Source organism: Treponema socranskii subsp. socranskii VPI DR56BR1116 = ATCC 35536 (assembly GCF_000468115.1).
Classification (GTDB): Bacteria; Spirochaetota; Spirochaetia; order Treponematales; family Treponemataceae; genus Treponema_D; species Treponema_D socranskii.
The window spans coordinates 15,869-41,151 of the sequence record NZ_AVQI01000050.1 but is presented as its reverse complement, the minus strand read 5'-3'; the positions used below and the strand labels follow the sequence as shown (position 1 = coordinate 41,151).

The 25,283-nt window shown below is 52.2% G+C and carries 22 protein-coding genes and 1 tRNA gene; 4 read left to right on the top strand and 19 right to left on the bottom strand.

Translation table 11 applies throughout. The features are described from left to right. Positions 1-117: 117 nt before the first annotated feature. The 7 genes from HMPREF0860_RS06455 to HMPREF0860_RS06425 all read right to left on the bottom strand — a co-directional run bounded on the left by HMPREF0860_RS06455 (position 118) and on the right by HMPREF0860_RS06425 (position 6,933). On the bottom strand, positions 118-1,407 hold the full coding sequence (locus tag HMPREF0860_RS06455; RefSeq protein ID WP_021329400.1) for a small ribosomal subunit Rsm22 family protein: 1,290 nt from the start codon (positions 1,405-1,407) through the stop codon (positions 118-120). Continuing rightward, positions 1,394-1,768, bottom strand: coding sequence for a MerR family transcriptional regulator (locus HMPREF0860_RS06450; RefSeq protein ID WP_051169909.1), 375 nt, complete (start codon positions 1,766-1,768; stop codon positions 1,394-1,396). Before HMPREF0860_RS06450 ends, HMPREF0860_RS06455 begins: the two co-directional genes overlap by 14 nt. Further along, positions 1,741-3,201: a ribosome biogenesis GTPase Der gene (gene der / locus HMPREF0860_RS06445; protein ID WP_021329450.1), complete on the bottom strand. Its 1,461-nt coding sequence runs from the start codon at positions 3,199-3,201 to the stop codon at positions 1,741-1,743. The genes HMPREF0860_RS06450 and der overlap by 28 nt, the downstream gene beginning before the upstream one ends. A 31-nt stretch (positions 3,202-3,232) precedes the next feature. Next, a complete protein-coding gene (ptsP, locus tag HMPREF0860_RS06440; RefSeq protein ID WP_021329516.1) occupies positions 3,233-4,948 on the bottom strand; it encodes a phosphoenolpyruvate--protein phosphotransferase in 1,716 nt (571 codons plus the stop codon). A 67-nt stretch (positions 4,949-5,015) separates the two neighbouring features. After that, positions 5,016-5,088: transfer RNA gene (locus tag HMPREF0860_RS06435), tRNA-Ala, on the bottom strand. A gap of 16 nt (positions 5,089-5,104) precedes the next feature. Next, positions 5,105-5,803 (bottom strand): HAD family hydrolase, encoded by a 699-nt coding sequence (locus HMPREF0860_RS06430; protein ID WP_021495621.1) that lies wholly within the window; start codon positions 5,801-5,803, stop codon positions 5,105-5,107. A gap of 80 nt (positions 5,804-5,883) precedes the next feature. Further along, positions 5,884-6,933, bottom strand: coding sequence for a mannose-1-phosphate guanylyltransferase/mannose-6-phosphate isomerase (locus HMPREF0860_RS06425; protein WP_021329388.1), 1,050 nt, complete (start codon positions 6,931-6,933; stop codon positions 5,884-5,886). 194 nt (positions 6,934-7,127) lie between these two features. On the opposite strand from HMPREF0860_RS06425, the gene thyX reads away from it, so the two are divergent. Next, the gene (gene thyX / locus HMPREF0860_RS06420) at positions 7,128-7,964 is read left to right on the top strand and encodes an FAD-dependent thymidylate synthase (RefSeq protein ID WP_021329382.1); all 837 of its coding nucleotides are present in this window, start codon (positions 7,128-7,130) and stop codon (positions 7,962-7,964) included. A 71-nt stretch (positions 7,965-8,035) separates the two neighbouring features. Here the strand turns inward: thyX and rsmG are convergent, their stop codons facing one another. The 4 genes from rsmG to HMPREF0860_RS06400 all read right to left on the bottom strand — a co-directional run bounded on the left by rsmG (position 8,036) and on the right by HMPREF0860_RS06400 (position 11,891). Then, a complete protein-coding gene (gene rsmG, locus HMPREF0860_RS06415; protein ID WP_021329391.1) occupies positions 8,036-8,710 on the bottom strand; it encodes a 16S rRNA (guanine(527)-N(7))-methyltransferase RsmG in 675 nt (224 codons plus the stop codon). Further along, positions 8,707-9,696: a hypothetical protein gene (locus HMPREF0860_RS06410; RefSeq protein WP_021329526.1), complete on the bottom strand. Its 990-nt coding sequence runs from the start codon at positions 9,694-9,696 to the stop codon at positions 8,707-8,709. Before HMPREF0860_RS06410 ends, rsmG begins: the two co-directional genes overlap by 4 nt. Then, complete coding sequence (locus tag HMPREF0860_RS06405; RefSeq protein ID WP_021495616.1) at positions 9,683-10,492, bottom strand: hypothetical protein; 810 nt, start codon at positions 10,490-10,492, stop codon at positions 9,683-9,685. Before HMPREF0860_RS06405 ends, HMPREF0860_RS06410 begins: the two co-directional genes overlap by 14 nt. A 64-nt stretch (positions 10,493-10,556) precedes the next feature. Further along, entirely contained in the window at positions 10,557-11,891 is a 1,335-nt protein-coding gene (locus HMPREF0860_RS06400) for a hypothetical protein (protein WP_021329497.1), read from the bottom strand. A gap of 96 nt (positions 11,892-11,987) precedes the next feature. Here HMPREF0860_RS06400 and HMPREF0860_RS06395 point away from each other — a divergent pair, with 96 nt between their 5' ends. Beyond that, the gene (locus tag HMPREF0860_RS06395) at positions 11,988-12,743 is read left to right on the top strand and encodes an RsmE family RNA methyltransferase (protein WP_021329420.1); all 756 of its coding nucleotides are present in this window, start codon (positions 11,988-11,990) and stop codon (positions 12,741-12,743) included. Between the two features lie 51 nt (positions 12,744-12,794). On the opposite strand, the gene HMPREF0860_RS06390 is transcribed toward HMPREF0860_RS06395, so the two are convergent. The 5 genes from HMPREF0860_RS06390 to HMPREF0860_RS06370 form a co-directional block, all read right to left on the bottom strand. Then, positions 12,795-13,730 carry an ABC transporter permease gene (locus HMPREF0860_RS06390; RefSeq protein WP_021329475.1) on the bottom strand — a complete coding sequence of 312 codons (936 nt, stop codon included), beginning with the start codon at positions 13,728-13,730 and terminating at the stop codon, positions 12,795-12,797. Position 13,731: 1 nt separating this feature from the next. Further along, entirely contained in the window at positions 13,732-14,910 is a 1,179-nt protein-coding gene (locus HMPREF0860_RS06385) for an ABC transporter permease (RefSeq protein WP_021329425.1), read from the bottom strand. Continuing rightward, a complete protein-coding gene (locus HMPREF0860_RS06380; protein WP_021329498.1) occupies positions 14,907-16,436 on the bottom strand; it encodes an ABC transporter ATP-binding protein in 1,530 nt (509 codons plus the stop codon). The genes HMPREF0860_RS06385 and HMPREF0860_RS06380 overlap by 4 nt, the downstream gene beginning before the upstream one ends. A 284-nt stretch (positions 16,437-16,720) precedes the next feature. Further along, complete coding sequence (locus tag HMPREF0860_RS06375) at positions 16,721-17,644, bottom strand: leucine-rich repeat domain-containing protein (protein ID WP_021329409.1); 924 nt, start codon at positions 17,642-17,644, stop codon at positions 16,721-16,723. A gap of 302 nt (positions 17,645-17,946) precedes the next feature. Next, on the bottom strand, positions 17,947-19,176 hold the full coding sequence (locus HMPREF0860_RS06370; RefSeq protein WP_038080383.1) for a dicarboxylate/amino acid:cation symporter: 1,230 nt from the start codon (positions 19,174-19,176) through the stop codon (positions 17,947-17,949). A 256-nt stretch (positions 19,177-19,432) separates the two neighbouring features. Between HMPREF0860_RS06370 and HMPREF0860_RS06365 the strand changes: the two genes are divergently transcribed. Continuing rightward, positions 19,433-20,185: a hypothetical protein gene (locus tag HMPREF0860_RS06365; RefSeq protein ID WP_156001987.1), complete on the top strand. Its 753-nt coding sequence runs from the start codon at positions 19,433-19,435 to the stop codon at positions 20,183-20,185. Between the two features lie 193 nt (positions 20,186-20,378). After that, positions 20,379-20,984: a bifunctional phosphoserine phosphatase/homoserine phosphotransferase ThrH gene (thrH, locus tag HMPREF0860_RS06360; RefSeq protein WP_038080410.1), complete on the top strand. Its 606-nt coding sequence runs from the start codon at positions 20,379-20,381 to the stop codon at positions 20,982-20,984. A 5-nt stretch (positions 20,985-20,989) separates the two neighbouring features. On the opposite strand, the gene HMPREF0860_RS06355 is transcribed toward thrH, so the two are convergent. The 3 genes from HMPREF0860_RS06355 to fabF all read right to left on the bottom strand — a co-directional run bounded on the left by HMPREF0860_RS06355 (position 20,990) and on the right by fabF (position 25,200). After that, on the bottom strand, positions 20,990-23,278 hold the full coding sequence (locus HMPREF0860_RS06355; RefSeq protein WP_021329535.1) for a DUF4954 family protein: 2,289 nt from the start codon (positions 23,276-23,278) through the stop codon (positions 20,990-20,992). 211 nt (positions 23,279-23,489) lie between these two features. Then, complete coding sequence (gene fabZ / locus HMPREF0860_RS06350) at positions 23,490-23,927, bottom strand: 3-hydroxyacyl-ACP dehydratase FabZ (protein WP_021329455.1); 438 nt, start codon at positions 23,925-23,927, stop codon at positions 23,490-23,492. Between the two features lie 22 nt (positions 23,928-23,949). Further along, positions 23,950-25,200: a beta-ketoacyl-ACP synthase II gene (fabF, locus tag HMPREF0860_RS06345; RefSeq protein ID WP_021329396.1), complete on the bottom strand. Its 1,251-nt coding sequence runs from the start codon at positions 25,198-25,200 to the stop codon at positions 23,950-23,952. Positions 25,201-25,283 lie beyond the last annotated feature (83 nt).

The window sequence follows — 25,283 nt, the reverse complement described above, 5'->3', positions numbered from 1 at the left end:
GCGCATGCGTCCGGTCGTTTTGTCACGCGGCCGGAAGGTCGCTTTCATACATTTTTATTTGCTTTGAAAATCCGATATTCGGTCTTTCGGATAAAAATCAATTTTCGTGTGAGAGTCTCACACGGTGATAACGGCGGCGCCGGTTTTTTCGTCTTTCGGAAGCCGTGCCGAATCGCCGAGCGAGCGGACTGCGACAAAGTCGCCCGAAAAAAGGGGACGGCCGGATGAGGGAACTGCAAGCGTTAATCCGAGAGGACTGCACGCGTAGTGTCCCGAAGCGCGGCCGGGAAGAGTGATGGCATCGCTTACGATGCGGATCGGAAATTCGGCTCTCACCGACTTTGAAGCTTCGCTGACGGCGGCGTTTGACGTTTTTCCGCTCCCGTTTTCGAAAGCGTTTCGGGCAAAGAGAAAACTTACGACGGCTCTCGTTTTCGGAAGCTTTGCGTCTTTCGAAAGCTTCAAAAGCGAAGGGGGTGCGTCCTCCGTCGAAAAAGCGAAGTTGCACCACTTCGACGTGCTTCCCGTGTGCGCGCGGTATCCGTTCATCGGGCATGCGCCCGCGTGCGGACAGGGCGAAACGATCGTCATATTTTTTTTAAGCAGCGTATCGCGCATCAAGCTGATAATGCGTGCGGCGGACGGCACTCCCGGTTCGATGACGAGCAGACCGCATTTTTTTGCCGCATAGGAGAGGAGCGATGAGGCGTACTGTTTTGCGCGTATTTCGTCGCTCCGCGCATCGGTTTCGCGCAGTTCGTTCAGCATGTCGGCACAGACGATAAGAGAGGCTTTTTGCCGTAGCGGCTCTCCGAGCGCACCTTTTACGCGCACGATATTCCAATGAGGGGCGGCGTTTTTATCGGAAGGAGGGACGCGGGCTGCGATCGAAAGGTAGAGGTTTTCTCCGAGCGCAAGGGATGCCTGCGATATGTCCATGCAGTACCACGTAAGTTTTTTGTTCCGCAGTTCGGGGCAGGAAAGCCACAGCGAGATGACGGCGGTGAGCGGGCCGCTTCCGACATCGAGGCAGGCGTCCCCGTCCGAAAGCGCAAACGCGTCTTTTTCAAAGTTTGCAAAAAGGCGCGTAAAGCGGACTATGTTCCACCACGAAAAATAGCGAACGTATGCGGAAAGCGTTTCGGGCGCGTTCATATAGCCTCTTCTCCGTTCGCCCCGTTCGTCGGTGAGCGCGTGCGAAAGCGCGTTTATGTGTTTCGGAAGAGAGGCGAGCTGCCTGCCGTTTGCGGGAAATACGCTTTGCAATATCTTGTCGAATTCGTCGATGACATTTCGTGCGTCGGGCGGAATCGCATCGGCTGAAAACATGCTGCGCCGTTTCAAAATTGCCGCGGTATTTTTTTTAATAAATTTTTCGTACCGCGTTGCGCCTTCAGTTCGGTTCATGCTTTCGGTATTTCCTCATCGTAAGGTAAATGTCGGTCAAATCGGTGCGCAAGTCGTGGATCGCATGCAGCGTATCCGCGTCGTCTTCGAGGCGATTCGCGTCTTCGATGATTTGACTTCGCGCGCCTTCGATCGTAAATTTTTTGATATTGATAAGGTATTTCAGCCGGAGGATGATATCGATTTCGCGCTGCGAATACACTCGGTGTCCCGCCATATTTTTTTGCGGGGCGAATCCGGGTATCACGCTTTCCCAATAGCGAAGCACGTGGGCTTTTACGCCCGTGATCTCTTCTACGTCGCCGATCGAATACGATGCCACTTGCCTCTCCGTCAGTTTGTATTCGTGCGGTCTTCCCATTTTTGCCGGCTCGCTTTCAGTTCGAGCTGCACGGGAATTTTATTAAATCCCAAATCTTCGCGGATTCTGTTTTTGAGATAGGCGATATACGTCTGCGGTACCGATTCGGGCTTTGTCGCAAAGATCAAAAACGACACGGGATTGACGCCGGTCTGCGTCATATAGCGTACTTTAAAATGCGCGGTTTTCGCGGCGGGCGGCGGGTATTGAAAAAGCCAATCTTTGAGCGCCGCGTTCAGTACCGACGTTTCGACTTTTCGCGTAAGCTGAGCGTAGAGTTCAAGCACCGTATTCAGCAAATCCTTGATGCCCTTGCCTTCGAGGGCGGAAAGCGCGACGATCGGCGCGTATTCCATGTGACCGAACATAATGCGGATATTTTCCGCCGCTTTGCGGAACGCCGTGCGTCCCTTTTCCTGCGTGTCCCATTTATTGAGCGCGAAGACGATGCCGCGTCCGCGTTCGTGCGCAAGCGCGCACAATTTTTTTACCTGCTCGTCCAATCCGTCCTGCGCGTCGATCATCAATATGACGACGTCGCATTCGTCGAGCGTTTTGATCGCGCGGTTTACGGAATAGTATTCGACGTTTTCTTTTACCTTCGTCTTTCTTCGGATGCCGGCGGTATCAAGCACTTGAAAGTCGGCTCCTCCGTACGAAAAGGCTCCTTCGACGACGTCCCGCGTCGTGCCGGCGTAATCGCTGACGATCGACGCGTCGGAATGCGTCAAGCGGTTTGCGAGCGTCGATTTTCCGGTGTTCGGCTTTCCCATGATCGCGATCCGTATGACTGGTGTTTTGTCGGTTTCGACGACGGATGAAAAATCGAGGCGCGAAACGATCGCATCCGAAAGTTCGGATATGTGATCGCCGTGTTCGGCCGAAATGAAAATCAAATCGCCGAAGCCGAATCTTGCGTACTCGTAAGCCTGTTCGCTGTTGCGTCCGCCTTCCGTTTTATTGACGACGGCGATGACTTTGTCCCGATACGGACGCATTTCTCCGATGAGTTCTTCGTCTTCGGCGGTGAGTTCTCCGGCATCGAAGACGAGTAAAATCAAATCGGCTTTCCGTATCGCATCGAGCGAACGGTTTACGACGAGTTCGTCGAGGGCGGCTTCCTGCGTACCCGTTTTTCGTTCGAGCTTATAACCGCCCGTGTCGATGAGGCGAACGGGTTTTCCCGCTATGAGCGCCGTACCTTCGACGGGATCGCGAGTAACGCCCGGAGTCGGATCGGTGATCGCGATATTTTTTTTCATAAAGCGGTTGAAGAGCGTAGACTTGCCGACGTTCGGACGTCCTGCAATGACGACGACGGGGCAGTTTGCAAACAGCTTGTCGCGCTTTTCATCCGTTGCTTTTTGCGCGAGCGATTCCGAGCGCTTTTTTTCGAGCGGTTTTGAAAAATCAGGTTTGCGTTTTTTCTGCATAATCGATAATCCCGTTCGCCGTAATTATTAATTAATATAAATTATTGAGATGCTTTGCCGAAATCGCATTCAATTCGTCGATCGTAAAGCGCGACAAAAGCTCTTTGATGCCGGAAATTGATTTTGCGCTCATACTCAAACTGCGAAGTCCCATACCCGAAAGCACGAGAACGCTGTCGTTTTTTCCCGCCATCTCTCCGCACACGGAAACGGGTATGCCCGCTTTTCCGGCGGCATCGACCGTCATCGCGATAAGGCGCAGAACGGCCAAATTGAATTCGTCGTAGAGTCCCGACACGGCGGGATTTTCCCTGTCGATGCCGAGCGTGTACTGCGTTAAATCGTTCGTACCGATCGAAAAAAAATCGCTGTGCTTTGCAAGCGAATCGGAAAGCAGGGCGGCGGCGGCCGTTTCCACCATGATGCCGATCGGGACCTTATCGTTGAACGGAATATTTTCGGCGCGCAGTTCGCTCTGCACCGTTTTCGCGATCGATTTGCACTGCTTCACCTGATCGACGGTCGTGATGAGCGGCAGCATGATGCGCAGGTTTCCGTAGATGCTTGCACGGTATAAAGCGCGCAGCTGTGTTTTTAAAAGCTGCGGATAGGCGAGAGAAAGGCGCACGGCGCGCAGTCCCATGAGCGGATTTTTTTCTTCCGCAGCCGGAATGTCCGCCGAATGAATGAGCTTGTCGCCGCCCGCGTCGAGTGTGCGGATCGTTACGGGCTTTCCGTTCATAGCGCCGAGCGCGTGCTTATACGCGTTGAACTGCACTTCTTCGTCGAAGGGACGGTACGCGTAGTTTGCCGTTTCTCGCATACAGCTCATGTATAAAAATTCCGTACGGAAAAGACCGATGCCGTCCGCGCCCTCTTTTACCGCGAAGTCCGCTTCTTCCGGTGTACCGATGTTCGCGTACAATTGAAATTTCGTGCCGTCCTTCGTTTCGGCGGATTTTGTTAAAAATATTTTAAGCTTTTCTTCGTGCGCTTTTTCCTCTTCGATTTTTTTTCGATATTCGGAGAGAGTTGCGTCGTCGGGGCCGGCGATGACTTCCGCCGTTTTGCCGTTTACGACGACGGTTTCCCCCGTTTGAATTTGATGTGTGATATTGTTGATGCCGACGACGGCGGGAATGCCGTAGTTCCGCGCCAATATGACGACATGGCTCGAAAGACCGCCTTCGGTGAGCGCGAGCGCCGAGATCTTCCGTTTTGCAAGGGCGATCGTATTCGTCGGTGAAAGAGATGACGCGACGATGACCGCTCCTTCAGGTACATCGTTTGCATCGAATTCGCGGACGCACAGCATATCGTCGAGCACGAGGGCGAATACGTCGGTGATGTCTCTTGCCCGTTCGGCCAAATAGTCGTCGCCCGCGTTGCGCAGTTTTTCGGCATATTCGGACGCTTTTACATCGACGACGTGTTCGATATTTACGTTCGATTTTTCATAAGAATCTTTGAGTTCGGCGGCGAAAATCGGATCGCCGAGCATGAGCGTATAGGCTTCGAGCAAATCGCGCTGCGTTTTGTTCGCCGTGTTTTTCGGCAAGTGTTCAAGTTCGGCATCGAGCCTTTCGGTGACGGCGCGTACCGACGATAAAAAACGCTTCCAGCCTGCATCCTTTTCTTCTTCTCGGACGGTTTTTTGAGGAACGGTTTTTATTGTCTTTTCGGGAATGACGAACGCTTTTCCGAGTCCGATTCCGTCAGCTGCCGGAATGCCGAGAAATATTTTCATTTGTATTTTATTATAACGGCGGCTCGGAGGAGTGTCAAACAGAATAGCGGTGCTTTTGTGATTATTTTGGAGATAGCCGGGATCGAACCGGTGACCTATAGATTGCGAACCTATCGCTCTACCAACTGAGCTATATCCCCGTATTTCACCATTATACTATAAATCGGCGATTTGTTTCAAGAGGGCGGGCAGTGCATAAATATCGGCCATGCGGAGCACACGTCCGGGGTGCAAAGGAGGTGCGGAAACGGCGCTCAGTTCGGGAGATGCTCCCGTCCCCAGAGGCGTGCCGTTGTGAGTGCCGACGAGGACGGCGACTCCTCCGAGCGCCGCATACCCGTCGACGTATTTGAATTGGTCGTCGAAAAAGAGAGTGCCGTCCGTCGTGCCGCCGCATTTTTTGAGAGCGGCGCGGTAAGCGGTTTCATAGGGTTTGCCTCTGAAATTACAATCACGTATGTCGCAAATCGATTCGAACTCGTCGGCGACGTTTAATTTTTTGAGGACGCGCTCGGCGTGTTCGAGCGGCGAATTCGTTAAAATCGATTTCGGTATGCCGATCGATGCGAGAAGCGGGCGCAGGTTTGCATCGGCTTCCAGTTCGTTCGCTTCGCTTTCGGGATGCATATACGCCAGATAGCCTTCGACATCGGTGAGACCTTCGCTTTGCAGCCATTCGAGTGTCGTGGAAAAATTCGGCAGATTGCGAAGGCGCTTTGCGCGCGCTTCTTCGCGGCTTATGTTAAAAAAATCCGAAACGAACGAAAGCGTGCGATCCGAAAATCCTGCTGTGATGCCTGCAGTCGGAGCATACAGCGTACTGTCGAGGTCGAATATAAGGCGTGTGATTTTCATGCTGTCGCTGCTCCTGTGTATTGACGGGTAGAAAATGTTCAAAGCAAGCCTTTAATAATTGCAATTTTTAGAAGTTCCCGTTATTTTAAAAAGCGTTCGGCGGCTTTTTTTACTTCCTGTACGTACTGCATATCGGCGATGAGCAGTCCGTCTTTCGATTCGATGACGGCGCAATTTTTTATGCCGAGCAGTGCGACCGCTTTTCCGTTTTCGGTGTGAATGAGATTGCCGGAGGCATCTTTGAAAAAAGCGATACCGTTCGCCGCGTTTCCCAGTTCGTCTTTTTCGGAAAGTTCCCACACCATGTTCCACGAGCCGACGTCGCTCCAACCCGCATCGAGCGGAATGACGACGGCGTTTTTCGTGTGTTCCATGACGGTGTAATCGATCGAATTGCCTTCTATCGCTTCGAAATCGCTTTTATTGAGCTTTACGGCCGTATCCGTCCGTTCGGCATTTTTATACGCATCTTTTACGTGCGACAGCATTTCAGGCGCGAACGCTTTTATCTCCGCGAGGTAGAGTTCGGCGGGAATTGCAAACATGCCGCTGTTCCAAAAATAATTTCCTTCCGCAACGTATCGCCGGGCGGTCGCTTCGTCCGGCTTTTCTTTGAAGGCTTTGACCGGACGTGCATCTTCGAGCGTACCCGCTTCGGTTTCGATATAGCCGTATCCCGTTTCCGCCCTTGTAGGCACGATGCCGAAGAGCGCGTATTTGTTTTTCAATGCGGCTTTATGCGCTTTTGCGACCGCCTTTTGAAATACGGGTACGTTTAAAATCGTTGCGTCGGAGGGGAGAACGAGCATAAGCCCGTCGCCTTCGTGCTCTGTACAGTACAGAGCTGCCGCCGCGATCGCCGGTGCGGTATTGCGCCCGACCGGTTCGAGCATGACGGGACGCTGCAGTTTGCCGATGTCCGAAAGCTGCGAGCGGACAAGTGCGGTATGGTGTTCGTTGCAGATTACGAGCGGAGACGACATAAAATCGAGACCGTCGAGCCGCATGACCGTCTGCTGGATCATCGTCCGCTTTGCGTCCGTGAGAGGAAGAAATTGTTTGGGTACGTCAGGTGTCGAAAGCGGCCACAGGCGCGAGCCCGAACCGCCCGAAAGGATTACGGGCAACATGGGACTACTGTATCACGCTTGGCGCCGAAAGGCAAGCGGCAGCGTAACGCCGGAAAGCCTGACCCGAGCGAAGCGAGGGATACGCCCGAATGAGCATTTTTCGAATATTGCACTGTGCACGGAAATTTGTTATATTCTTGTCAATTGAAAAGTTGGATGCGTAATACATACGCACATGTACAAGAGGAATATATATGGCTCACTGTGTTGTTCCCGAAGCGGAAGCGATTCTCGATAAAGAATATCCCGTGCTCGACAAGGGTTTTATCCGCCTTGTCGATTATTTCGGCGGAGACGCGCGGATTGTTCAGGCGGCGCGCGTTTCGTACGGAGAAGGAACGAAGACGGTTTCGCAGGACGGCGCGCTCATCGATTATCTTTTGCGCCACGAACACACTTCTCCCTTCGAACAGGTGGTGATGACCTTTCACCTTAAAATGCCGATCTTCGTCGCGCGTCAATGGGTGCGCCACCGCACGGGCAGGATGAACGAAGTGTCCGGCCGTTATTCGATCATGAAAGACGAGTTCTACGTTCCCTCCGATGAGAACATCGCACCGCAGAGCAAGGACAACAAACAGGGTAGGGCGGCCGAACCCTTTTCAAAAGACGAAGCCGAAAATATCCGAGCGGCGCTCGAAGAAGGACAAAAGGCTTCCTACGAAACGTATACGAAACTCCTCGATGCGTCTCTTGCGCGGGAAATCGCGCGTATCGATTTGCCGCTTGCGCTCTATACCGAATTCTATTGGCAAATGGATCTGCACAATCTCTTTCGATTTTTAAAACTCAGGCTCGACGGACACGCGCAGTATGAAATCCGAGAATATGCGAAAGTTATCCTTGCGCTGTGCCGCACGGTCGCCCCTCTTGCGACGGGATCCTTTATCAATCACATAAACGAAGGCGTGCGCTTTTCGGGCGAAGAGATGGAAGCGCTGCGAAAAATACTTTCCGGAGAACAAAATCCGCTCGAAGGAAAAAAGCGCGAACGTTTCGAAGAAAAACTGCGGACGGGAGTGCAGCTGTAGCGTGCCGGCAAAAGCGGTTTTTATTCGTGTGAAGTGTTCAATGTCGCGTCATGCGCTGCGTTGCGGCATGCTTACTTTTTTACGACGACGATGTTCCGTTCCGCGTCTTTCATAAACGGCACGCGCACTTCGAGAGCCGTATAATCGGCGATGACCGAACGTATCGCGTCCATTTCGTTTTCGATATTCGTTTTTTTCGCTTTATATGCGGCAAGATACCCGCCTTTTTTTATAAGCGATAAAAGCGTTTTTGCAAAGCGAGCGTCGAGGGGTTTCAGCGCGCGGAACACCGCTATGTCAAAACTTTCATGCGGAATTTTTTCGGCTTCCGATTTTTGCACGGCAACGTTTTGCAAACCGAGCATTACGGCGCAGTTTTCGAGAAAGGCGCATCGCCTGTCCATGCGTTCGACGAGCGTAAAGCGAAATTGCGGAAAGACGACGGCAAGCGGAATGCCCGGCAGTCCTCCTCCCGAACCGATATCGCCGATGAGGATATCGCCGCTGCTGGTGACGCCGACGTTTCGTATGTCTGCCGCAAGCGAGTTGATAATATCGTGTGCGGCGAGACTGTCGAATACGTGACGAATGGCAAGCTCTTCGAAGCCGCTCGTGTTGACGAGATTGTACGCGGAATTAAATAGCTGCAATTCTTTTATGTACGTGCCGAGCTTTTGCGCAAAAAGCGGAATCGAAGACTGTGCAAAGCCGAGCTCGGAAAGCCCCTCGTTCAGTATGTCGCTCATTGTTGTTTCGCGCTTCCGATGTCGATGAGTAAATCCGCACGGCAATTCGGATCGGATGTGCGCATCGAAACGAGGTTGCCGGTTTTTGCCGCACTTAAATTGCCGAGCGATGCAAGCCGATACATGAACGAATGCACATTCGTATAATCCTGTACGACGGAGCATTCCACTTTGTACTGCGTCGAAAATCCCGCTGTTCCGGCCGGCCGAAAGAGTAAGTAAAACGTTTCCATCCGCTTTTGTCCGTTTGCCGTATACGTTCTGTCGCCCGTCAGCAAAAACGTGCCGTCTTCCCCGACGTCGCTGAAATACACGGCACGGCACGAAGAGAGGACATCGTAGCCGTTTACGATAAAACGCAGAATACCGGGACGCGCGGAAGAGGCGAGGGGCTGCTCTTCGTTCGATTTTACCGCTTCGGCATTTTGTTTTTTTACGTTGTCAAGCTCCGAAAGGATTTTTTCGAGCATCGCATTCGATGAAGACGGCAGCGCCGCACCTGAAGATATTCCGCCTGACGATAGACCGCCCGTTGTTATGCCGCCCGGCAGGAGCGCGCCGTTTCCCGACGAGCCGAGCAGCGAATAAAAATTGTTAAGGAGACCTTTGTTTGCAAGCGCCGTTAAGTCTGCAGCTGTAACGGCGGATGATTTTTTCGAGCCGTTTGTATCCGCCGGATCGGTACTTTGCACTTTGCCGCTCGGTATCTGTTGCATTGTTTGCGGCGGCGTTTCGTTTGCGGCGGGAGCGGAGCCGGTGTTCGTCTGCTGCTGTGCGGCGGTATTTCGGCCGGGCGTATAATGAGGAGCGCTCATCGAAGGAACGCTCAGCGTCGGCATCGAAGGAGGGGTCGGCATAACAGGCGCCGTTACGGGAGCATTCTGTTTTGCGCCTCCGGACGATGTTCCGTTTTGCGCCGAAAGCGGCATCACGGTCGATACGATTACAAAAGCGAAAGCCGCCCGTATGATTTTACATATTTTCAATTGCCGCCTCCACGAATTCGAGCCGCTTTTGCAGCTGTTCGATCGCGCGCTCAATGCGTTTTTTTTCTTTTTCGAGTTTCGTCTTTTTATCGTCGGCATCGTCCGAGCTTTTACGCCGCATAAGGGCGCGCACGCTGTCGGGGCTTCCTCCGTGCAAAAGCTGCTTTTCCGCGGCGCTTCTGTCGTCTGGATTTTTGAGCGACGCGACGAATTTCATATTGTCGTAGCCGAGTGCGGGATTGACATTTTCCATGCCTAGCTTTCGGATATCGCGTGCGGAATTGCGCGGGAGGCAGAGCACGCGGTCGATGTAATCTTCATAGCGGATATTCGCTTTTTCACAGAGATCGTACGCTTTTGCGAGGAGCCGTCCGAACTCTTGCATGAGCTCGCCGTTTTTTTCAAGGTAATTTTTGCGGATCTCTTCGGTGAGTTTTTCGAGCTCGGGTGAGCTTTGAATGTTCAGCGCGTAGTAACCCTTTTTTTCGGCGATGATCAACAATTCGTTGAACTTCGCCCAAAACGCCTGCGTGTGCACCCTCGCGTTCGGCAGCGCCGTGTCGCCCATAGTCGCAAGCGCTTCTTCGGTGAGCAGGTGATGCGCATATTCGTGGACGGCGGTATAGATCATTTCGTTGTCGGTTTTAAAATTTTTATTGTGCAAAATAATTTCATGCGTATCGGGTTTGTATAAACCGTTGACGCGCCGGCTCTCTTTTCCCGATTGAATGACCGTAAAGTCGAGCTTCGTGTCTTGAATGTCGAGGAGGAGCTCTTTGATTTTTGCGTTGTCCATAGGTCAAGTATAGCGAAATCGTACGGAGTTTGCGAGCGCATATACGGTACTCGCTTATGCTCGTTTACCCGTTTTTTTCCGCAAAGTGCAAAGGAAGTGCGTATGCGGCGCATCCGTATTTCGTATCGCGCCACGAAAGAAAATCTTCGATGAGAGCAGCCGATTTTTTTGAAACGCTCGTAAGCCGCCGCGCTCCGGCAGCACTTTCGCCGTCGCCGATGACGAGCGGGTCGATATAGCGCATCTTTACGTCGAGCGATACGCAAAAGTGATCGGGCAATGCGTCATCCGTATGTTCGATGCGCGTCATCGTTCGGAACGTTCGCCAGCGTTTAACAAATTCTCTCTGCGGAGAAAAGGCGGATGAGCTGGGGCAAGCAACGGCATCACGAAAATCTTTTCGTGCCGTGCCGGAAGCGGTACGTACGTTCCGTGAAGCGTCGCGTATGGCATCTCGATTGTCACCAACCGCATCTCCGCCGTACAAATCCCCGCACACCTCAGCTTCGCCGTGTACAGTATCGTTCGCCGCATTTCCGCTTTGCACGCTTTCACTGAACGAATCGAATCGGGCGACGATTTCGCGCTCGGTTTTTTCATAGCAGTCTTTTTCGGCGATCAACCCGATCGCGATCGCGCGGTCGACGATATCCGAAAGCAGCTTGAGCGCAAGTTTGTTTTCGTTGAGCTGCAGAATGTGCCCCGTACGGCAAGTTTTTTCACAGTAGGTTTCCGCAATTTTTTGCGTTCGAAAGCCGAGCTCACGTTCTCCGTCTTCGTTGATACAGATATCGATGTCTCCGTACGCTTCTGCGATTTCGGAAAGCGTCCAGCTTCCTTCGAGCGCGGCTCCTGAGGGAAACATGTATTCGAGTCTGTCAGCCGAAAGACGCGGGAGCTTGTTGTCCGCAAGCGGATAGACGTGATAGTCGGCGACGGCATCGATCGAAATACCGTCGGATTTGAGCATGGCGCAAAGGGCATCGTCGTTTCGGATCATCGATTCGTTTTCGTTTTCCGTCGATTCCTGCGTAAGCGCGTCTCCGTTTCTGAAATCCGCAACGTGACTGAAAACGGGCGTCGAAACGTCGTGCAAAAGACCTGCGAGCGTTTCAGCCTGGTCGTGCGTAAAGTGCCACAATATGAGCGCGACGCCGATGCTGTGATCGAGCCGCGAATAAAAAAATCGATTTCGATAGAGCGGCGTCCAATCCGTACCGCACAAAAGTCCGATCCCCGAAAGCCGCTGCAAAATCGGAAGGTCGACATACTTATTAATAAATTCGGGAAAATCCGCAGAGAGGATACGGTGATATGAGGCGATCGGGAGGCTTGCGCTTTTCGGAAACGCGGACAACATAAGGGGCCACGGCATATCGTCGAATCGATTTTTTCGCATGGCGTCATTATAGCATAATTTTGCGCTTGATTAAATCGACCGATTGAATTAGGATTTTCCCGCGGCGGTTATTTTTAAAACGCCGTTTTTAAAATCATGAATATCTGTCTTTTTACCGCCGACGAAATCGATAATCCGCTTCCGCTTCGCGACGAACGCGCGCGGCATATCGTAAAGATTCTTCACAAAAAAACGGGCGACACATTCAGCGCAGGCGTCATCGGAGGAATGGCGGGCAAAGCTTTGATTACGAATATAAGCTCAGGAGAGGAAGGAGGCGCCATACGGTTTTCGTTTACGCCCGAAACGGACGGAAAAGAGCTTTCACCCCTTACGCTCATCGTCGGCTTTCCGCGCCCTATCCAGCTTAAGCGTCTTTTGCGCGACGTCGCGGGTCTCGGCGCTTCGCACATTTTTTTGACGGGAACGGAGCTCGGTGAAAAATCCTATATGCAGTCGTCGCTCGTCGAGCGGGGAGCGGCGTATAAAATGCTCCTCGACGGAAGTGCTCAGGCGGGAAGCACGCACGTGCCTTGCCTCTCTCTGCACGAAACGCTTGCCGAGTGTATTGCCGCCGCGGATAAAGAGCGTGCGATTAAAATTGCGCTCGATAACGTAAACGCGCCTCTTTCGCTTACGGCCTTTCTTTCGGAAAAAAAGAGCGAAAAACTTTTTCCGTGCCCCGTTATCGCGGCAATCGGAAGCGAGCGGGGTTGGACGGATGCCGAGCGCGCGCGCTTCGAAAACTGCGGTTATACGCGCTGTTCGATGGGAGAGCGGATTTTGCGCACGGAAACCGCGGCGACGGCCGCAGCTTCGATCATTTTGGCGGAAATGGGAATATTGGGCTAATTTAAGACAAACAATTTTGCCGAAAACGCGCCGCCCTTTCCGGCAAAGATATCAATACGGAATTCCGTCGGCTGCAGGTGCGGACATGTGCTTCGATGAAAAGACGAGAGCTACGAGCGTGACGATGTACGGGAATACTTTGAAGATGACCGTCGGCACGACGTTGAGCGCGGGGATCGCCTGCGACACGTTTGCAAGCGTCGTAAAAAATCCGAAAAAGAACGTCGCGCCTAAAATACCGAGCGGCTTCCACTGCCCGAAGATGAGCGCCGCAATCGACAAAAAGCCGAGACCTGCGACGCTGCCGTTGAACTCGCCGCTGTACGTGACGAGCATAACGCCGCCGCCGAGCCCCGAAAGCGCGCCGCTTGCGAGCACTCCGAACCAGCGCATCCTGTGCACGTTGACGCCTGCGCTTTCTACCGCCGACGGATGTTCGCCGCAGGCGCGCAGGCGCAAACCGAAGGACGTGCTGTATAAAAGCCAAAACGAAAAGCCCCAAAGGGCAAGCACGAGCCACGTCGACCAGTACGAGCGCGAAAAAAACAGCGCGCCGATTACGGGAATCTTTGAAAGAAACGGAATGTCGTCGCGCACGATGCCCATGACGATAGGAATATTGCCGCTTCCGGTGACGAGGCGCGCGACGTACACGGTGAGAGCGGCCGCGAGCATATTGATCGCCGTTCCGGAAATCGTCTGATCGGCTTTCAGATTGATCGATGCGAACGCGTGAAGCGACGCGACGAGCATACCGCACAGCATTCCCGCCGCCAGACCGAGTACGGTATACGCGCCGTGCGGCAATACGTTTTCGGTGAGTTTGATGACGAATGCGCTTCCGAAATAGCCTGAAAGCATGAGTCCTTCAAGCCCCAAGTTCGTAACGCCGGAACGTTCGCTGTAGAGACCGCCCAAACTCGTGACGAGCATGGGAATCGTATATGCGATGACGTACGGAAAAATCTGCGAAAAAAGTTCCCACATATCAGCGGCCTCCCTGCGCCGTACGCTGCGCGCTATCGGCATTGTTGCTATTTGTTTTTCGCTTTCCGCGCATGGCACGGAAAACACCGTTCCACAGCCGTTCGAACAAAATACTCGTCGCGGTAAAGTAAATGATGACGGATATGATCGTGTCGGCGATTTCAGGCGGAACGGACGTCATCGCGTTCATAAATCCTTTGCCCGACTGCAGTATGCCGAAAAATATCGACGCGAGCAAAACACCGACGGGCGTCGAAGCGCCGAGTAAGGCGACCGCTATGCCGTCGAAGCCTTGAGAAGGCATGACGCCGATTTGCATATTGAGCGAATAGCCCGTGTAGTAAGAAAGACCGGCCAGTCCTGCAAGCGCACCTGAAATCATCATGGACAAAACGATGCTCGAATTGACGCTGATACCCGCATATTCCGCGCAGCTTTTATTTGCGCCGACGGCTTTTAAACTGAAACCGAGCGTCGTTTTACTCAAGCAAAACTGCACGACGACGAGGGCGATGATAGCGATAAAAACGCTTAAATTGATATAGGTCGAACCGGCAAAGAGATTAGTAAGCCACGGAGTACGGAGCGATTGCGTTACGGCGATTGCGGAACTTTCCGTTTCGAGCGACGGCCCTTTGAGATACGCGGGAATATAATAATACACGCTCCAATAAGCGATCCAATTCATCATAATCGTCGATACGACTTCATGCACGTTGAATTTCGCTTTAAAAAAACCGGGGATCGCCGCCCACAGCGCGCCGCCGAGCACTGCGCACAGGATCAATGCAATGAGATAGAGCGGACGCGGCAAAAAGAGATAATGCGCGGCTATTGTCGCGACTATACCGCCTGCGAGCATTTGCCCGGAACAGCCGATATTGAACAAGCCCGTTTTATACGCGAACGCAAATGCGAGGCCGGTAAAAAACAGCGTCGTCGAAACGGCGATCATGTTTCCGACGCGCTCCGAATTCATAAGGCTGCCGCGGAACATATAGAGATAAGCTTCAAGCGGATTTTCTCCGATAACCGCCATGAGAATACCGCCCGCAACAAGACCGAGCACGACGGCGCTCAACGCAATTAAAAACGGCCCGCTTTTCCACTCTTCGTTTTTTTCACCCTTCCGTTTTTTTGCTTTTCCGCGTTTTTCGATATGCGTTGCCCCGTGCTTCATCGCTGCGCTCCTCCGTGTTTGACGCCCGCCATCATAAGACCGACCGCGTGTTCGTTCGTCTCTTGTGTTTTTACGATATCGATAAGTTCGCCGCCGCTTATAACGGCGATTTTATCGGACAGATTGAACACTTCGTCGAGTTCGAGGGAAACGAGCAGCACGGCGTTTCCCTTGTCGCGCTGAGCGACGATCTGTTTGTGAATGTATTCGATCGCACCGACATCGAGTCCGCGCGTCGGCTGAACGGCGATGAGCAGTTTCGGCTTTACCGAAAGCTCGCGGCCGATGATGAGCTTTTGCTGGTTTCCGCCGGAAAGTTTTCCCGCAGGCGATTTTATTCCTTCGCCCGAGCGGACATCGAAATTATTAACGACGTCTTCGGCGTATGAATTGATATATTTGTCGTCGAGGATGCCCCGCTTGCTGAAAGGCCAGCGGTAAAAATCTTTGACGGCGATATTTTCCGCGATCGATTCGGTCGGGATAATACCGCGCTTTTGCCGGTCTTCCGGAATATGCGCGATGCCGCTTTCGTTGCGCTCGCGGATTGTAAAAGCGCTTGCGTCTTCCCCGTCGATAAAAATCGAACCGTCTGCGATCGGCGTCAAACCCGTGATCGCTTCGACGAGTTCGCTCTGCCCGTTCCCGTCGACGCCGGCAAGCCCGACGATTTCGCCTTCGTGTACCGAAAGCGAAAAGTTTTTGACGCCTGCGACGTTTTTCGCATTCATGACGGAAAGATTTTTAATTTCAAGGATCGCGCGTCCCGGATGCGACGGCGCTTTATCGACTTTAAAATTTACCGGACGGCCGACCATCTTAGCCGCCATGTCCTGCATACTCGTCGATGCAACATCGACGACACCGATCATTTTGCCGCGCCGGATAATCGTACAGCGATCGGCGACCGTCTTTATTTCGTTGAGCTTATGCGTGATGAGGATAATCGATTTGCCTTCTTTGGCGAGATTTTTCATAATCCGCATGAGATCGTCGATCTCCTGCGGCGTAAGCACTGCCGTCGGTTCGTCGAAGATCAATATCTTCGCATCGCGGTACAGCATTTTGAGTATTTCGACGCGCTGCTGCATACCGACGGAAATGTCTTCGATCTTCATATCGGGGTCGATGTTGAGTCCGTATTTTTCGCTCAGCGCTTTAATTTTTTTCGACGCTTCTCTGCGGTGCAGCACGAAAGCGCCTTCGTTTCCGAGGATGATATTTTCGGTGACGGTAAAATTGCGCACAAGCTGAAAATGCTGATGCACCATGCTGATGCCGAGTCGCGTCGCATCGTTCGGATTTTTGACGGCGGCTTCTTTGCCGTGTACTTTTATCGTACCGCCGTCGGCATGATAGAGCCCGAACAAAATACTCATGAGCGTCGATTTGCCCGCGCCGTTTTCGCCGAGTATCGCGTGGATTTCACCGTCTTTTACCTGCAGCGTGATATCGTCGTTCGCAACGATGCCGGGAAATTCCTTTCTGATGTGAAGCATTTCGATTACGTAATTATCGCCGTCCATTCACGCCTCCGGTTTTACACTTGAGATCGCATTAAATAACAGTATAGCACAGATTGCGAAATTGCGGTATAGGATTTTTTACCGGCGGTGTGTGATATGCGGCAGATAAAAATCGAGGCAGCTCTCCGGCTTTTACACCGAATGCCGCCTCAATATTTTCTACATACTTGACAATTCAACTGCTGCGTTATGACGGCATCATGGTAGAATTCTCTTTCGGCCGATAGTGAGATTGTGAAAGCATCCGCGTCCCCGAAACCTCGCACATGTGCCTATTAATTACATTAAATTTCAACCGAATTTCCGCTTGCATTATACTTTTTCATCGTCCACCTCTTTTCGGTTTTTGCCTTGGTAAAGGCGGCTTTCAGATCCGCCGGGGCAGTTGCCGAGGTAAAGTCTTTAGAATTGTCTTCGGTAACGTCGGTTTGTTCAGTATAAAGCGTACAAAGTCCGCCTTCATGTACAGGTAAGTCGTTCAAAATCTTTGTAAGTGCGGCTGCGTCAAGCTTGTTGCCGTAGCAGTCCAAATAGCCCAAAACGGTACAGCCCTGTATGTTAAGAGAAGTAAGCTGATTTTTTGCACAGGTCAGCATTGACAAAGCGGTAAAACCCTCCACGTTAAGGGTGTCAAGCTTGTTGCCGTAGCAGCCCAACCATCTTAAAGCGGTACAGCCTTGTACATTGAGTTCGGCAAGTTGATTTTCCTCGCAGCGCAGCTCTTTCAAAGCAGTACAGCCTTGTACGTTAAGAGAGGGAAGCTTATTGCTATCGCAGGACAGATTATACAAAACGGTACAGCCTTGCACATCGAGAGAGGCAAGTTCATTTTTATCGCAAGACAGACTTCGCAATGCGGTTAAGCCGCCTCGCACGTTAAGTCCGGTAAGCTTATTGTTGCTGCAGGACAGCGCAGTGATTTTTCCCGTAAGCTTTACCGTCGTGCCGTTTGCGTTCAGGTCGGTTTCGGTACCGCTTTTAAGTTCCGTTTCGGTACAGCCTTCTACCGTAACGGGAGTACCGTCGTCGGTTGTGACCGTAACTTTAATGCCAAGCTTATCGGAACTGAGGGTAAGTTCGGCCGTCCATGGCCTTACGCCTTCGTCCGTACTGTCGCTGTTGTTGTCACTCGGACCTTTGCATGCGGTCATACCGAACAGCGCCAGTACCAAAGCGAGCGTAAAAAATGTTTTTATCGTATGTTTCATTGTAACACCTCCGTATTGATGATTCTTCTTTCCACTAAACAATTTTTTATCTCGGCCACGGATGTCGAGGATAAACCGTATCACTCTTACCGCAGTTTTGTAAGAGAACGCATTGCTTCACCACGGAAAACAATTTTGCCTAAAACCGGTAACAACTTATGAGGATTCATAAGCGCACGCAATATAATACCGTTCAAGGGCGGCTTCGATTGCGATTCACGCTTATGTATGCAAATTATGTTCAGCGCAAAGCGTTTCGCGTCGGCGTTCTCGCAAAGAATCGCTGCACTCCTTCAATCGTATCAAATAAAATGCTGTACCGAATGGTGCTCTATCATGTGCGTTTTCACACCGACGATATAGCTTCCGAACATCGCGCTCAAAACGTCGAAAGCTGCGGCAAACGAACAGAGGATCGGAGCGACGGGGCGCAATAGGAGATAACCCGTTTCAAAGCCGCGTCCGTAAAGCGTGCACAGCACCGTAAGCGCGATAAAGGGGCCGCCGGAGGGAAGTCCGCCGAGCAAAAACGATAAGCCGATCGACATGCAGTAAATCCACAGGATATTGCTTACGGGAATCGTCATGTATGCGTAGGATCTCCAGATGACGACAAAGCCAACCGTCACGATGAGCGCCGCCCCGCCGCGCGCAAAAATCGAAAAGAGCGGATACGCGATGCCGTTGATTCTGCGCCTGATGCCGAGGCTTTCTTTACCCGCTCTCATATTGATCGGCAACACGAAGTTCGTATCGCCGCTGAAAAACGCGGTAATGATCGAACACAGACTCGCATAGAGCACGCGGTACGGGTGCGGATCGTGACAAATATAATGCAAGAGCACGGGGTAGATGCCGCCCGCGACGAGTATGAGTATGCCGAACAGGAGGAGGATGAGCGGAACGAAAGTGCCGCCTGTGACGACCGTGCGGAATTGTATCGCCCAGCTGCACATGACGGCTATCATGCCGATCGAAAGGACTTCGGTAAAGAGCGTTACGATATTGTAGCAGAGCTTTGAAAGCGCGTCGGTAATCGTCACGATCGGACGAAATGCCGCCTGATCGCCGGTACACGCGCCGCCTGAAAAACACGCGAACAAAAATGCGGGAAACAAAAACGTACCGTTTATGAGCGTTTCAAATGCGGACGACGGAAAGAGCGCACGTATCAAATCGTTTATGTTGAGAGAAGCGGCTTCGGCGGCTTTATCCGCAGTGATGGGAATGCGCGGCAGACGGATCGCCAAAATCGCGACGAGGCCGATAAAAGTCAAAAGCAATGCCGAAGCGACAGTTACGGCTGCCGTCCACATACCGGTTTTTAAAATCATCTTCGATTCGCGCAGTTTGTTGACTGCCGTCATCGCGGTAAAAAAAACGAGCGGTACGACGATATATCTGCCGAAGCGGACGATCACTTCCGTAATAAAAGCGAGTGCGGAAGACGCGGCCTCCGAAGTCGACGGCACGGCAAACGAAAGCGCGACGCCGAGCAGCGCTCCGATCAAATACTTGAGCCAAAGTTTCATAGTGCCAGTATAGCACAGCGTCCGCACTTCGTACAATCGCACGCACGCCGTACGTTTCGTTCCGGCCTATGCCCGCGTGGAGCGCCGCGAAGCGTTCCCGCCGCGAGCGGGAGCGACGGCGGGAATGAGGGTTACCGAAGCGCGGAAGGCGGGATGGCAAAACGGCGTCATCCGAAATATCGGTTGGAACGACATCAAGCGGACTCATGCGAACGACGACTTTTTATTTGCGCAACAGTATGTTATAGTATCGTGTATGGAAAAGACAATTTTGATTGCGGGAAAAGATTTGCCCTACGGCGGAGACTTTGCCGACGGCATGGCGCTCGCAGGATACAATGTCGTCGTAACGGGCAACCCCGAAAGCGACGGAGCGGCCGTCACGGCAGGCGATATCGTCATCGCGTCGTGGAACAGGCCTTCGTCCGTTTCCGCCCGTTCCCTCGTGCTCCAGGCGGAAAACGCATTTACGGTCATCGATGAAACGGTGCTCTATTTCGACGCTGCCGTATACGCGCAGCAGTTTACGGCGCTTTCGCCCGAAGAATGCACGCGCGCAATCGACACGATGATTTCGGGCTATCACTACTTAACGATGGAAATCCTCAGCCGCATCGAACAGCGCAAAGAAAGCGGTAAGCTCATCTATATCGTGCGTCATCATCCGAGCATGGCGGATGTTATTCGCTCTTCGGCGATTCGGAGCAGTACCGCCTCCGCCGCAGGTCCCTTTGTCAGCAGCGCCGAAGCCGCATTTACCGCCTTTGCCGAAAATATCGCAGCTTATGCCGGAGACAAACAAAACGTTTCCGTCGTGCTCGTCTCATGCGATGTCCAAAACGATGCGGCTGAAAAAGACGGCTCTCTCGCATCTTGGCTCGCCGATTACCTTGCCGCCCTCGACGGCGCCAAAAGCAGGCGCAGTGCAAAACAGTCGCTTTCTTGGATAAAAGCCGGATCGAAGGCGCCGGGTTCTCTGGGACAAAATCTCCTTTCGCGCTTTCGATAGCACCCGTGTATTCGCTTCGCCGGTTATAGCAGTTCGGGTGCGTAGGAGATAACCTTGCATAAGCGCGCATTAGGTTTTTCGTCCGCACTGCGACGTCGTTTCCGTAAAACGAAAACCGGCCGAGTCGTTTATTTATCAAAATATGAAAGTATGCGGCCTTTTACAAAACGCTTCGATACGCTATACTGACCGTATGTTTATCACTTGTCTTGACCTTGAGGGCGTGCTCGTCCCCGAAATATGGATCGCGTTCAGCGAAGCGACCGGCATTCCCGAACTGCGGCGCACGACGCGCGACGAACCGAACTACGATACGCTGATGCGTTACCGGATCGATATTCTCGACAAACACAATCTCGGTTTGAACGAAATCCGCGAAACGATTAAAAAAATCGACCCGATGCCCGGTGCAAAAGATTTTCTCGACGAACTGCGTTCGTTTACGCAAGTGCTCATCTTGAGCGATACTTTCGAACAGTTTGCCGCTCCGCTTATGGAAAAGCTCGGTCGTCCGACGATTTTCTGCAATACGCTGGAACACGACGCAAGCGGAAAGATCACCGGTTACAAAATGCGCTGCCCCGAAAGCAAACTCGCAACGGTAAAAGCGCTGCAGTCTGTCGGTTTCGAAACGATCGCGGCGGGAGATTCGTTTAACGACCTCGCGATGATCAAAGCTTCCAAAGCGGGATTTTTATTCAAATCGACGGAGCAGATTATTAAGGATAATCCTTCTCTGCCGGCATACACCGAATACTCGGAGCTCCTCGCAGGCATTAAAAACGCGATGGGGCGCTGACGGTTTTAAACCGTGATTACGCGGCGCAATTTTTTATTAAAGCGCTCCGTGTCGTCTTTCAGCATCGTTAAAAAGTCATCTCTGTCTATCGTGCCGAGCACCGCGTCCATCTCTTCGCGGTTCCGGTACGTCATTTTTCGGTAGTAATCGGTATAATCCTTTTCACGCGACGACACCGACAATGTGTACATATCGTCGGAAACGGCGGCGACGCTTTCGACGAGGTTGCGGTACTGCTCCGCGCTGCATCGCTCAAAGGGAACGCCGTAGATGCATTTCAAAAGATAGAGCGCATAGCGCGTTTTGTCGGCGAGGTAGGAAGCCGCACACGCATCGTAAAAGGCGTGCACTTTTTCCCAACTCGCGATTTCCCCGCGCTTTACTTTTTCACGCAGTTCATCGATTTTTTCGATCGGGATAATCTGTCCGCCCGCGTTGAGCCATTCGGCGTACAGCGGATGCCGCGCGATTTCCGCAAGGACGGCAGGCGAAACGGATGCGATGCCGTTTTCATCGCAGTATTCGATTATCGTTTTCGCGGCAAAATATTTAATAATTTTCCGGTATTGGTGATACGCATACGCCGGCCGAAATACCGTCGCGCCGTATCTTTTCTGGCACTGCGCGTCGGAAAGGGTAAAATCGGCGTCAGGATTTTTTTCAAAAAACGCTTTCGCTTCCGCGAGCCGCTCTTTGTCCGTATCGTCTTCGCGTGTACCGTTTGCAGTATTTCCACCTGCGGCGTCTTCGAATCCGTCGGTTGCATCCGCACTCGTCCGAATTCCGAAGCCGCGTGTTTTCCCGCGCATTCGTACATCCTCCGTTTCGTGTATACCTGATTCCGTTTGTCCGCGATGGGGCATCCGTTCTTTCGCCGTCAAACGGACGATGCGATCGAGCGCCGTCATAATCTCCTGCATCGTATCGGGAGCAAAGGGATCTGTTTCGATGTGCTGCACCGGCACGACCCGCTTATCGCGTTTTTTGAATTTGTAACGGTTTCGAACGAGGGCAAACATATCGTACATAAACCACCACGCCGGAAAAATGCGTATGCTCCGATCGCCGTTTTCCCCGAGCGCAATGAGCGAAAACGGATACGGGATATCGAGCTCGTATTGGTATGAGCCTTTTGCGATGAGGACGAACGACGCGAATCGGCTGTTGTGTTTAAAATCACTCGAAAGAGAAGGCCAAAATCCGCGCGAAGCGATGAGCTCGCCGTCGGGACTGCGCGAATTGTGATTGCTGCCGATCGTCGCGCCCGATGCGATATTCGACTGCCCCATGATAGTCGATGCGATGAGGAAAGACGAATTGTGATGCTGTTCGTGAAACGGAAATATCAAATTGTTAAGAATCTCACAGCACGACACGGTCGAATTGTCTCCGAGTACCGAATTCAAAAGCCGTGCGCCGTATTTAAGCTGGCAGTTTTTTCCGATGACGAAGCGCACCGCAACCGCCTGATAAAAGACGCGGCTGCCGGCTCCCATAATGCCGTTTACCATTTCGACGCCTTCGCCGATCTGCGACGGCTCCGCCTCCGAAGAGAGCACTGTGATGTTTTTCAATTTGAACGCGCCTTTGATGTACACGCATTCTCCGATTTCCGCATCTTTTAAAAGCGTCGTATTTTTTATGACGGCGTTGTTTTTAACAATCCCGTACGTCGCCCCTTCACAGCAAGCACCTTTTTCCGTAAGCTCGACAAATCGCTTCATAAGGGCGCCGTCTTCGCGATAGCGCGACCACAGATATGCGTCGGCGGGAATCATGCTTTTAAACGGAAGCACTTCCCGCCCGCCGTTTTCGTTTGCGACTCCGATCCATATACGGTTTTCTTCCGGCTCGCCTTTTTTTAAAATCCCTTCGCCGAATTTCGAATGCGTCGTACAGCTCATCTCCTGTATATTGAACAGCATGACGTTTTTTCCGAGCCGGTAGTTTTCAAAGTACGCGACGTTTCGGATCACGTTGTCGTCACCCGTCACGGCATTTATCAATTTGGAAGCGTAGATACCTTCTTCGAGTTCGAGGTCGTGATATTTCAGCGCGGCGTGCCTGAGCTTCCCCAAAACGATAAAACCGGAAAATGACGAATCGCGTATGAGGGAGGCGTCGAAGCATTCCGCATCGACGTAAAAGTTTTGCCACGAAGGATCGTCGGACGTGTTTTGATTTTTTTCGAGCGCTTCGATTTCCGCTTGCGTAAGGTGCCGCTTCCCCGCCGTAAGCTCGGACGGGACGGAAACGGAGAGTGAACATTTATTCGTATGCGTTACCTGTACCATAACGCTTTATTGTATATATGGACATACGACTTTGTCAAATCGTATAGGGGAAGGACTGTCTTAAAAGGCGCTTACTTTTTCGACAGACTCATCTCGGTCTTATAAGGTAGCTGCGGTCAGCTTTAATACCCCTCTTGTTACGGCGCAGAACGCCGGAGTGGTAAATCGCATGAATAAAGGGAAACGCATAACCGGCCGGAAACGGCGGCGGTTATCGTACGGCGCTTTCGCTTCCGACGAGGCACATCCATTCGGCTTCCGCCGCCAAAACGTCGCCGACATAGGCTTTACCCGACTGCTTTACCATGTGCGGTGAAACGCGCAGATTCGCGATTTCCATACGCACCGTATCGCCGGGACGCACTTGATTTCGAAACTTCACTTTATCGACCGTAGCGAGAAAAAACAAACTGTCTTCCTGAAATTTCTTTTGAAAGCTGAGCGCCGCTCCTCCCGCCTGTGCCATCGTTTCAACGAGGATAACGCCGGGCACGACGGGATACTGCGGAAAATGTCCCTTAAAAAAGAAATCGTCGTCGGTAAATTTTCGCGTGCTTACGCTGCCTTTTTCATCGCACGAAAGTATTTCATCGACGAATAAAAACGGCTTTCGATGCGGCAAAAGAGAAGCGATATCGTTCGTAACCATACAGTCCCCCGTTCGGAAAATATTAAATTCTTTTCAGTACGATAACGCCGTTATGTCCGCCGAAGCCGAATGTCGAACTCATGGCGCAGTCGACTTTGCATTCGATACCTTTGTTCGGCGTATAATTCAAATCGCAGCCGCCTTCGACATCCTGTTCGTCGAGATTGATCGTCGGGGGAATAAAGCCTTCTTCGATCGCTTTGACTGCAAACATCGCTTCGATTGCACCGGTAGCTCCGAGGCAGTGTCCTGTCATGCTCTTCGTCGACGATATGTGCAGCTTTTTCGCGTTTTCTTCGCCGAACGCGATCTTCAACATCTGCGTTTCGCAGGGGTCGTTCTTTTTCGTCGCTGTTCCGTGCGCGTTGTAATACTGCACTTCTTCAGGTTTTACGCCCGCGTCTTTAAGCGCTTCCGTCATAGCCGCCGCTCCCCAAACGCCGTCGGGGTTCGGAGCGGTCAAGTGATAACCGTCGCTCGTTCCGCCGTAGCCTGCGAGTTCGGCGTATATCTTTGCGCCGCGTTTTTTCGCATGTTCGTATTCTTCGAGCACGAATACCGCGCTGCCTTCACCCATGACAAAACCTTCGCGCCTTTTGTCGAAGGGACGGCTTGCTGCTGCGGGATTGTCGGCAAAAGAAGTCGAAAGCGCGTGGAGCACTTCAAAACCCGCGATGCCGAATCCGTTGATCGTACTCTCGGCTCCGCCGGCGAGGCAGATATCGCGCCGGCCGCCTCTGATAAAATCGAGTGCATCTCCGAGTGCGTCCGAACCGCTCGCGCATGCAGTCGTCACCGTGTGTGCCGGCCCGTGAATGCCGAGAGCCATGGAAATGTTACCGCATGCTTCATTCGGAATCAGTTCGGGAATCGTCATAGGCGGCAGACGGTGCTGCGGACTCTGCGAATATTTGATGCAGCAGTCTTCGTTCACTTCAAAACCGCCGATACCGACGCCCATAAAGATCGCAGCGTCTTTGATAACATCGCTGTTCGCTTCAATAGATGCATCATCGAGCGCCATTTTTGCCGCGGCGACCGCATACTGCGAAAAGCGCGCCATCTTGCGCGCCGCTTCGGGATTCATATACTTGGTCGCGTCGAAGTTTTTTACTTCGCCCGCATACCGCGCTTTAAATGTACTCGCATCGAAATGCGTGATGAGCGCAACTCCGCTTTTACCCGCTTTTGCCGCAGCCCACGTTTCCGCAACCGAATTTCCGATCGGGGTAATCGCCCCGATACCCGTTATCACAACCCGCCTCTTTTCCATAACCGCCAACTCCTGTTCATTCCGTTATAAAATTACTAATCAATAACATAAAAGCGTCTCCAAAAATCCGGCATGGTTTTCGG

Coding starts and splice junctions, on each gene's coding strand:
- HMPREF0860_RS06395 (WP_021329420.1), top strand. CDS start 11,988: ATGAATATCTGTCTTTTTACCGCCGACGAAATCGATAATCCGCTTCCG.
- HMPREF0860_RS06385 (WP_021329425.1), bottom strand. CDS start 14,910: ATGAAGCACGGGGCAACGCATATCGAAAAACGCGGAAAAGCAAAAAAA.
- HMPREF0860_RS06450 (WP_051169909.1), bottom strand. CDS start 1,768: ATGGGAAGACCGCACGAATACAAACTGACGGAGAGGCAAGTGGCATCG.
- HMPREF0860_RS06390 (WP_021329475.1), bottom strand. CDS start 13,730: ATGTGGGAACTTTTTTCGCAGATTTTTCCGTACGTCATCGCATATACG.
- ptsP (WP_021329516.1), bottom strand. CDS start 4,948: ATGAAAATATTTCTCGGCATTCCGGCAGCTGACGGAATCGGACTCGGA.
- HMPREF0860_RS06365 (WP_156001987.1), top strand. CDS start 19,433: ATGGAAAAGACAATTTTGATTGCGGGAAAAGATTTGCCCTACGGCGGA.
- thyX (WP_021329382.1), top strand. CDS start 7,128: ATGGCTCACTGTGTTGTTCCCGAAGCGGAAGCGATTCTCGATAAAGAA.
- HMPREF0860_RS06430 (WP_021495621.1), bottom strand. CDS start 5,803: ATGAAAATCACACGCCTTATATTCGACCTCGACAGTACGCTGTATGCT.
- HMPREF0860_RS06355 (WP_021329535.1), bottom strand. CDS start 23,278: ATGGTACAGGTAACGCATACGAATAAATGTTCACTCTCCGTTTCCGTC.
- rsmG (WP_021329391.1), bottom strand. CDS start 8,710: ATGAGCGACATACTGAACGAGGGGCTTTCCGAGCTCGGCTTTGCACAG.
- fabF (WP_021329396.1), bottom strand. CDS start 25,200: ATGGAAAAGAGGCGGGTTGTGATAACGGGTATCGGGGCGATTACCCCG.
- HMPREF0860_RS06400 (WP_021329497.1), bottom strand. CDS start 11,891: ATGCGAAAAAATCGATTCGACGATATGCCGTGGCCCCTTATGTTGTCC.
- HMPREF0860_RS06455 (WP_021329400.1), bottom strand. CDS start 1,407: ATGAACCGAACTGAAGGCGCAACGCGGTACGAAAAATTTATTAAAAAA.
- HMPREF0860_RS06370 (WP_038080383.1), bottom strand. CDS start 19,176: ATGAAACTTTGGCTCAAGTATTTGATCGGAGCGCTGCTCGGCGTCGCG.
- HMPREF0860_RS06425 (WP_021329388.1), bottom strand. CDS start 6,933: ATGTTGCCCGTAATCCTTTCGGGCGGTTCGGGCTCGCGCCTGTGGCCG.
- thrH (WP_038080410.1), top strand. CDS start 20,379: ATGTTTATCACTTGTCTTGACCTTGAGGGCGTGCTCGTCCCCGAAATA.
- HMPREF0860_RS06375 (WP_021329409.1), bottom strand. CDS start 17,644: ATGAAACATACGATAAAAACATTTTTTACGCTCGCTTTGGTACTGGCG.
- HMPREF0860_RS06380 (WP_021329498.1), bottom strand. CDS start 16,436: ATGGACGGCGATAATTACGTAATCGAAATGCTTCACATCAGAAAGGAA.
- HMPREF0860_RS06405 (WP_021495616.1), bottom strand. CDS start 10,492: ATGGACAACGCAAAAATCAAAGAGCTCCTCCTCGACATTCAAGACACG.
- fabZ (WP_021329455.1), bottom strand. CDS start 23,927: ATGGTTACGAACGATATCGCTTCTCTTTTGCCGCATCGAAAGCCGTTT.
- der (WP_021329450.1), bottom strand. CDS start 3,201: ATGCAGAAAAAACGCAAACCTGATTTTTCAAAACCGCTCGAAAAAAAG.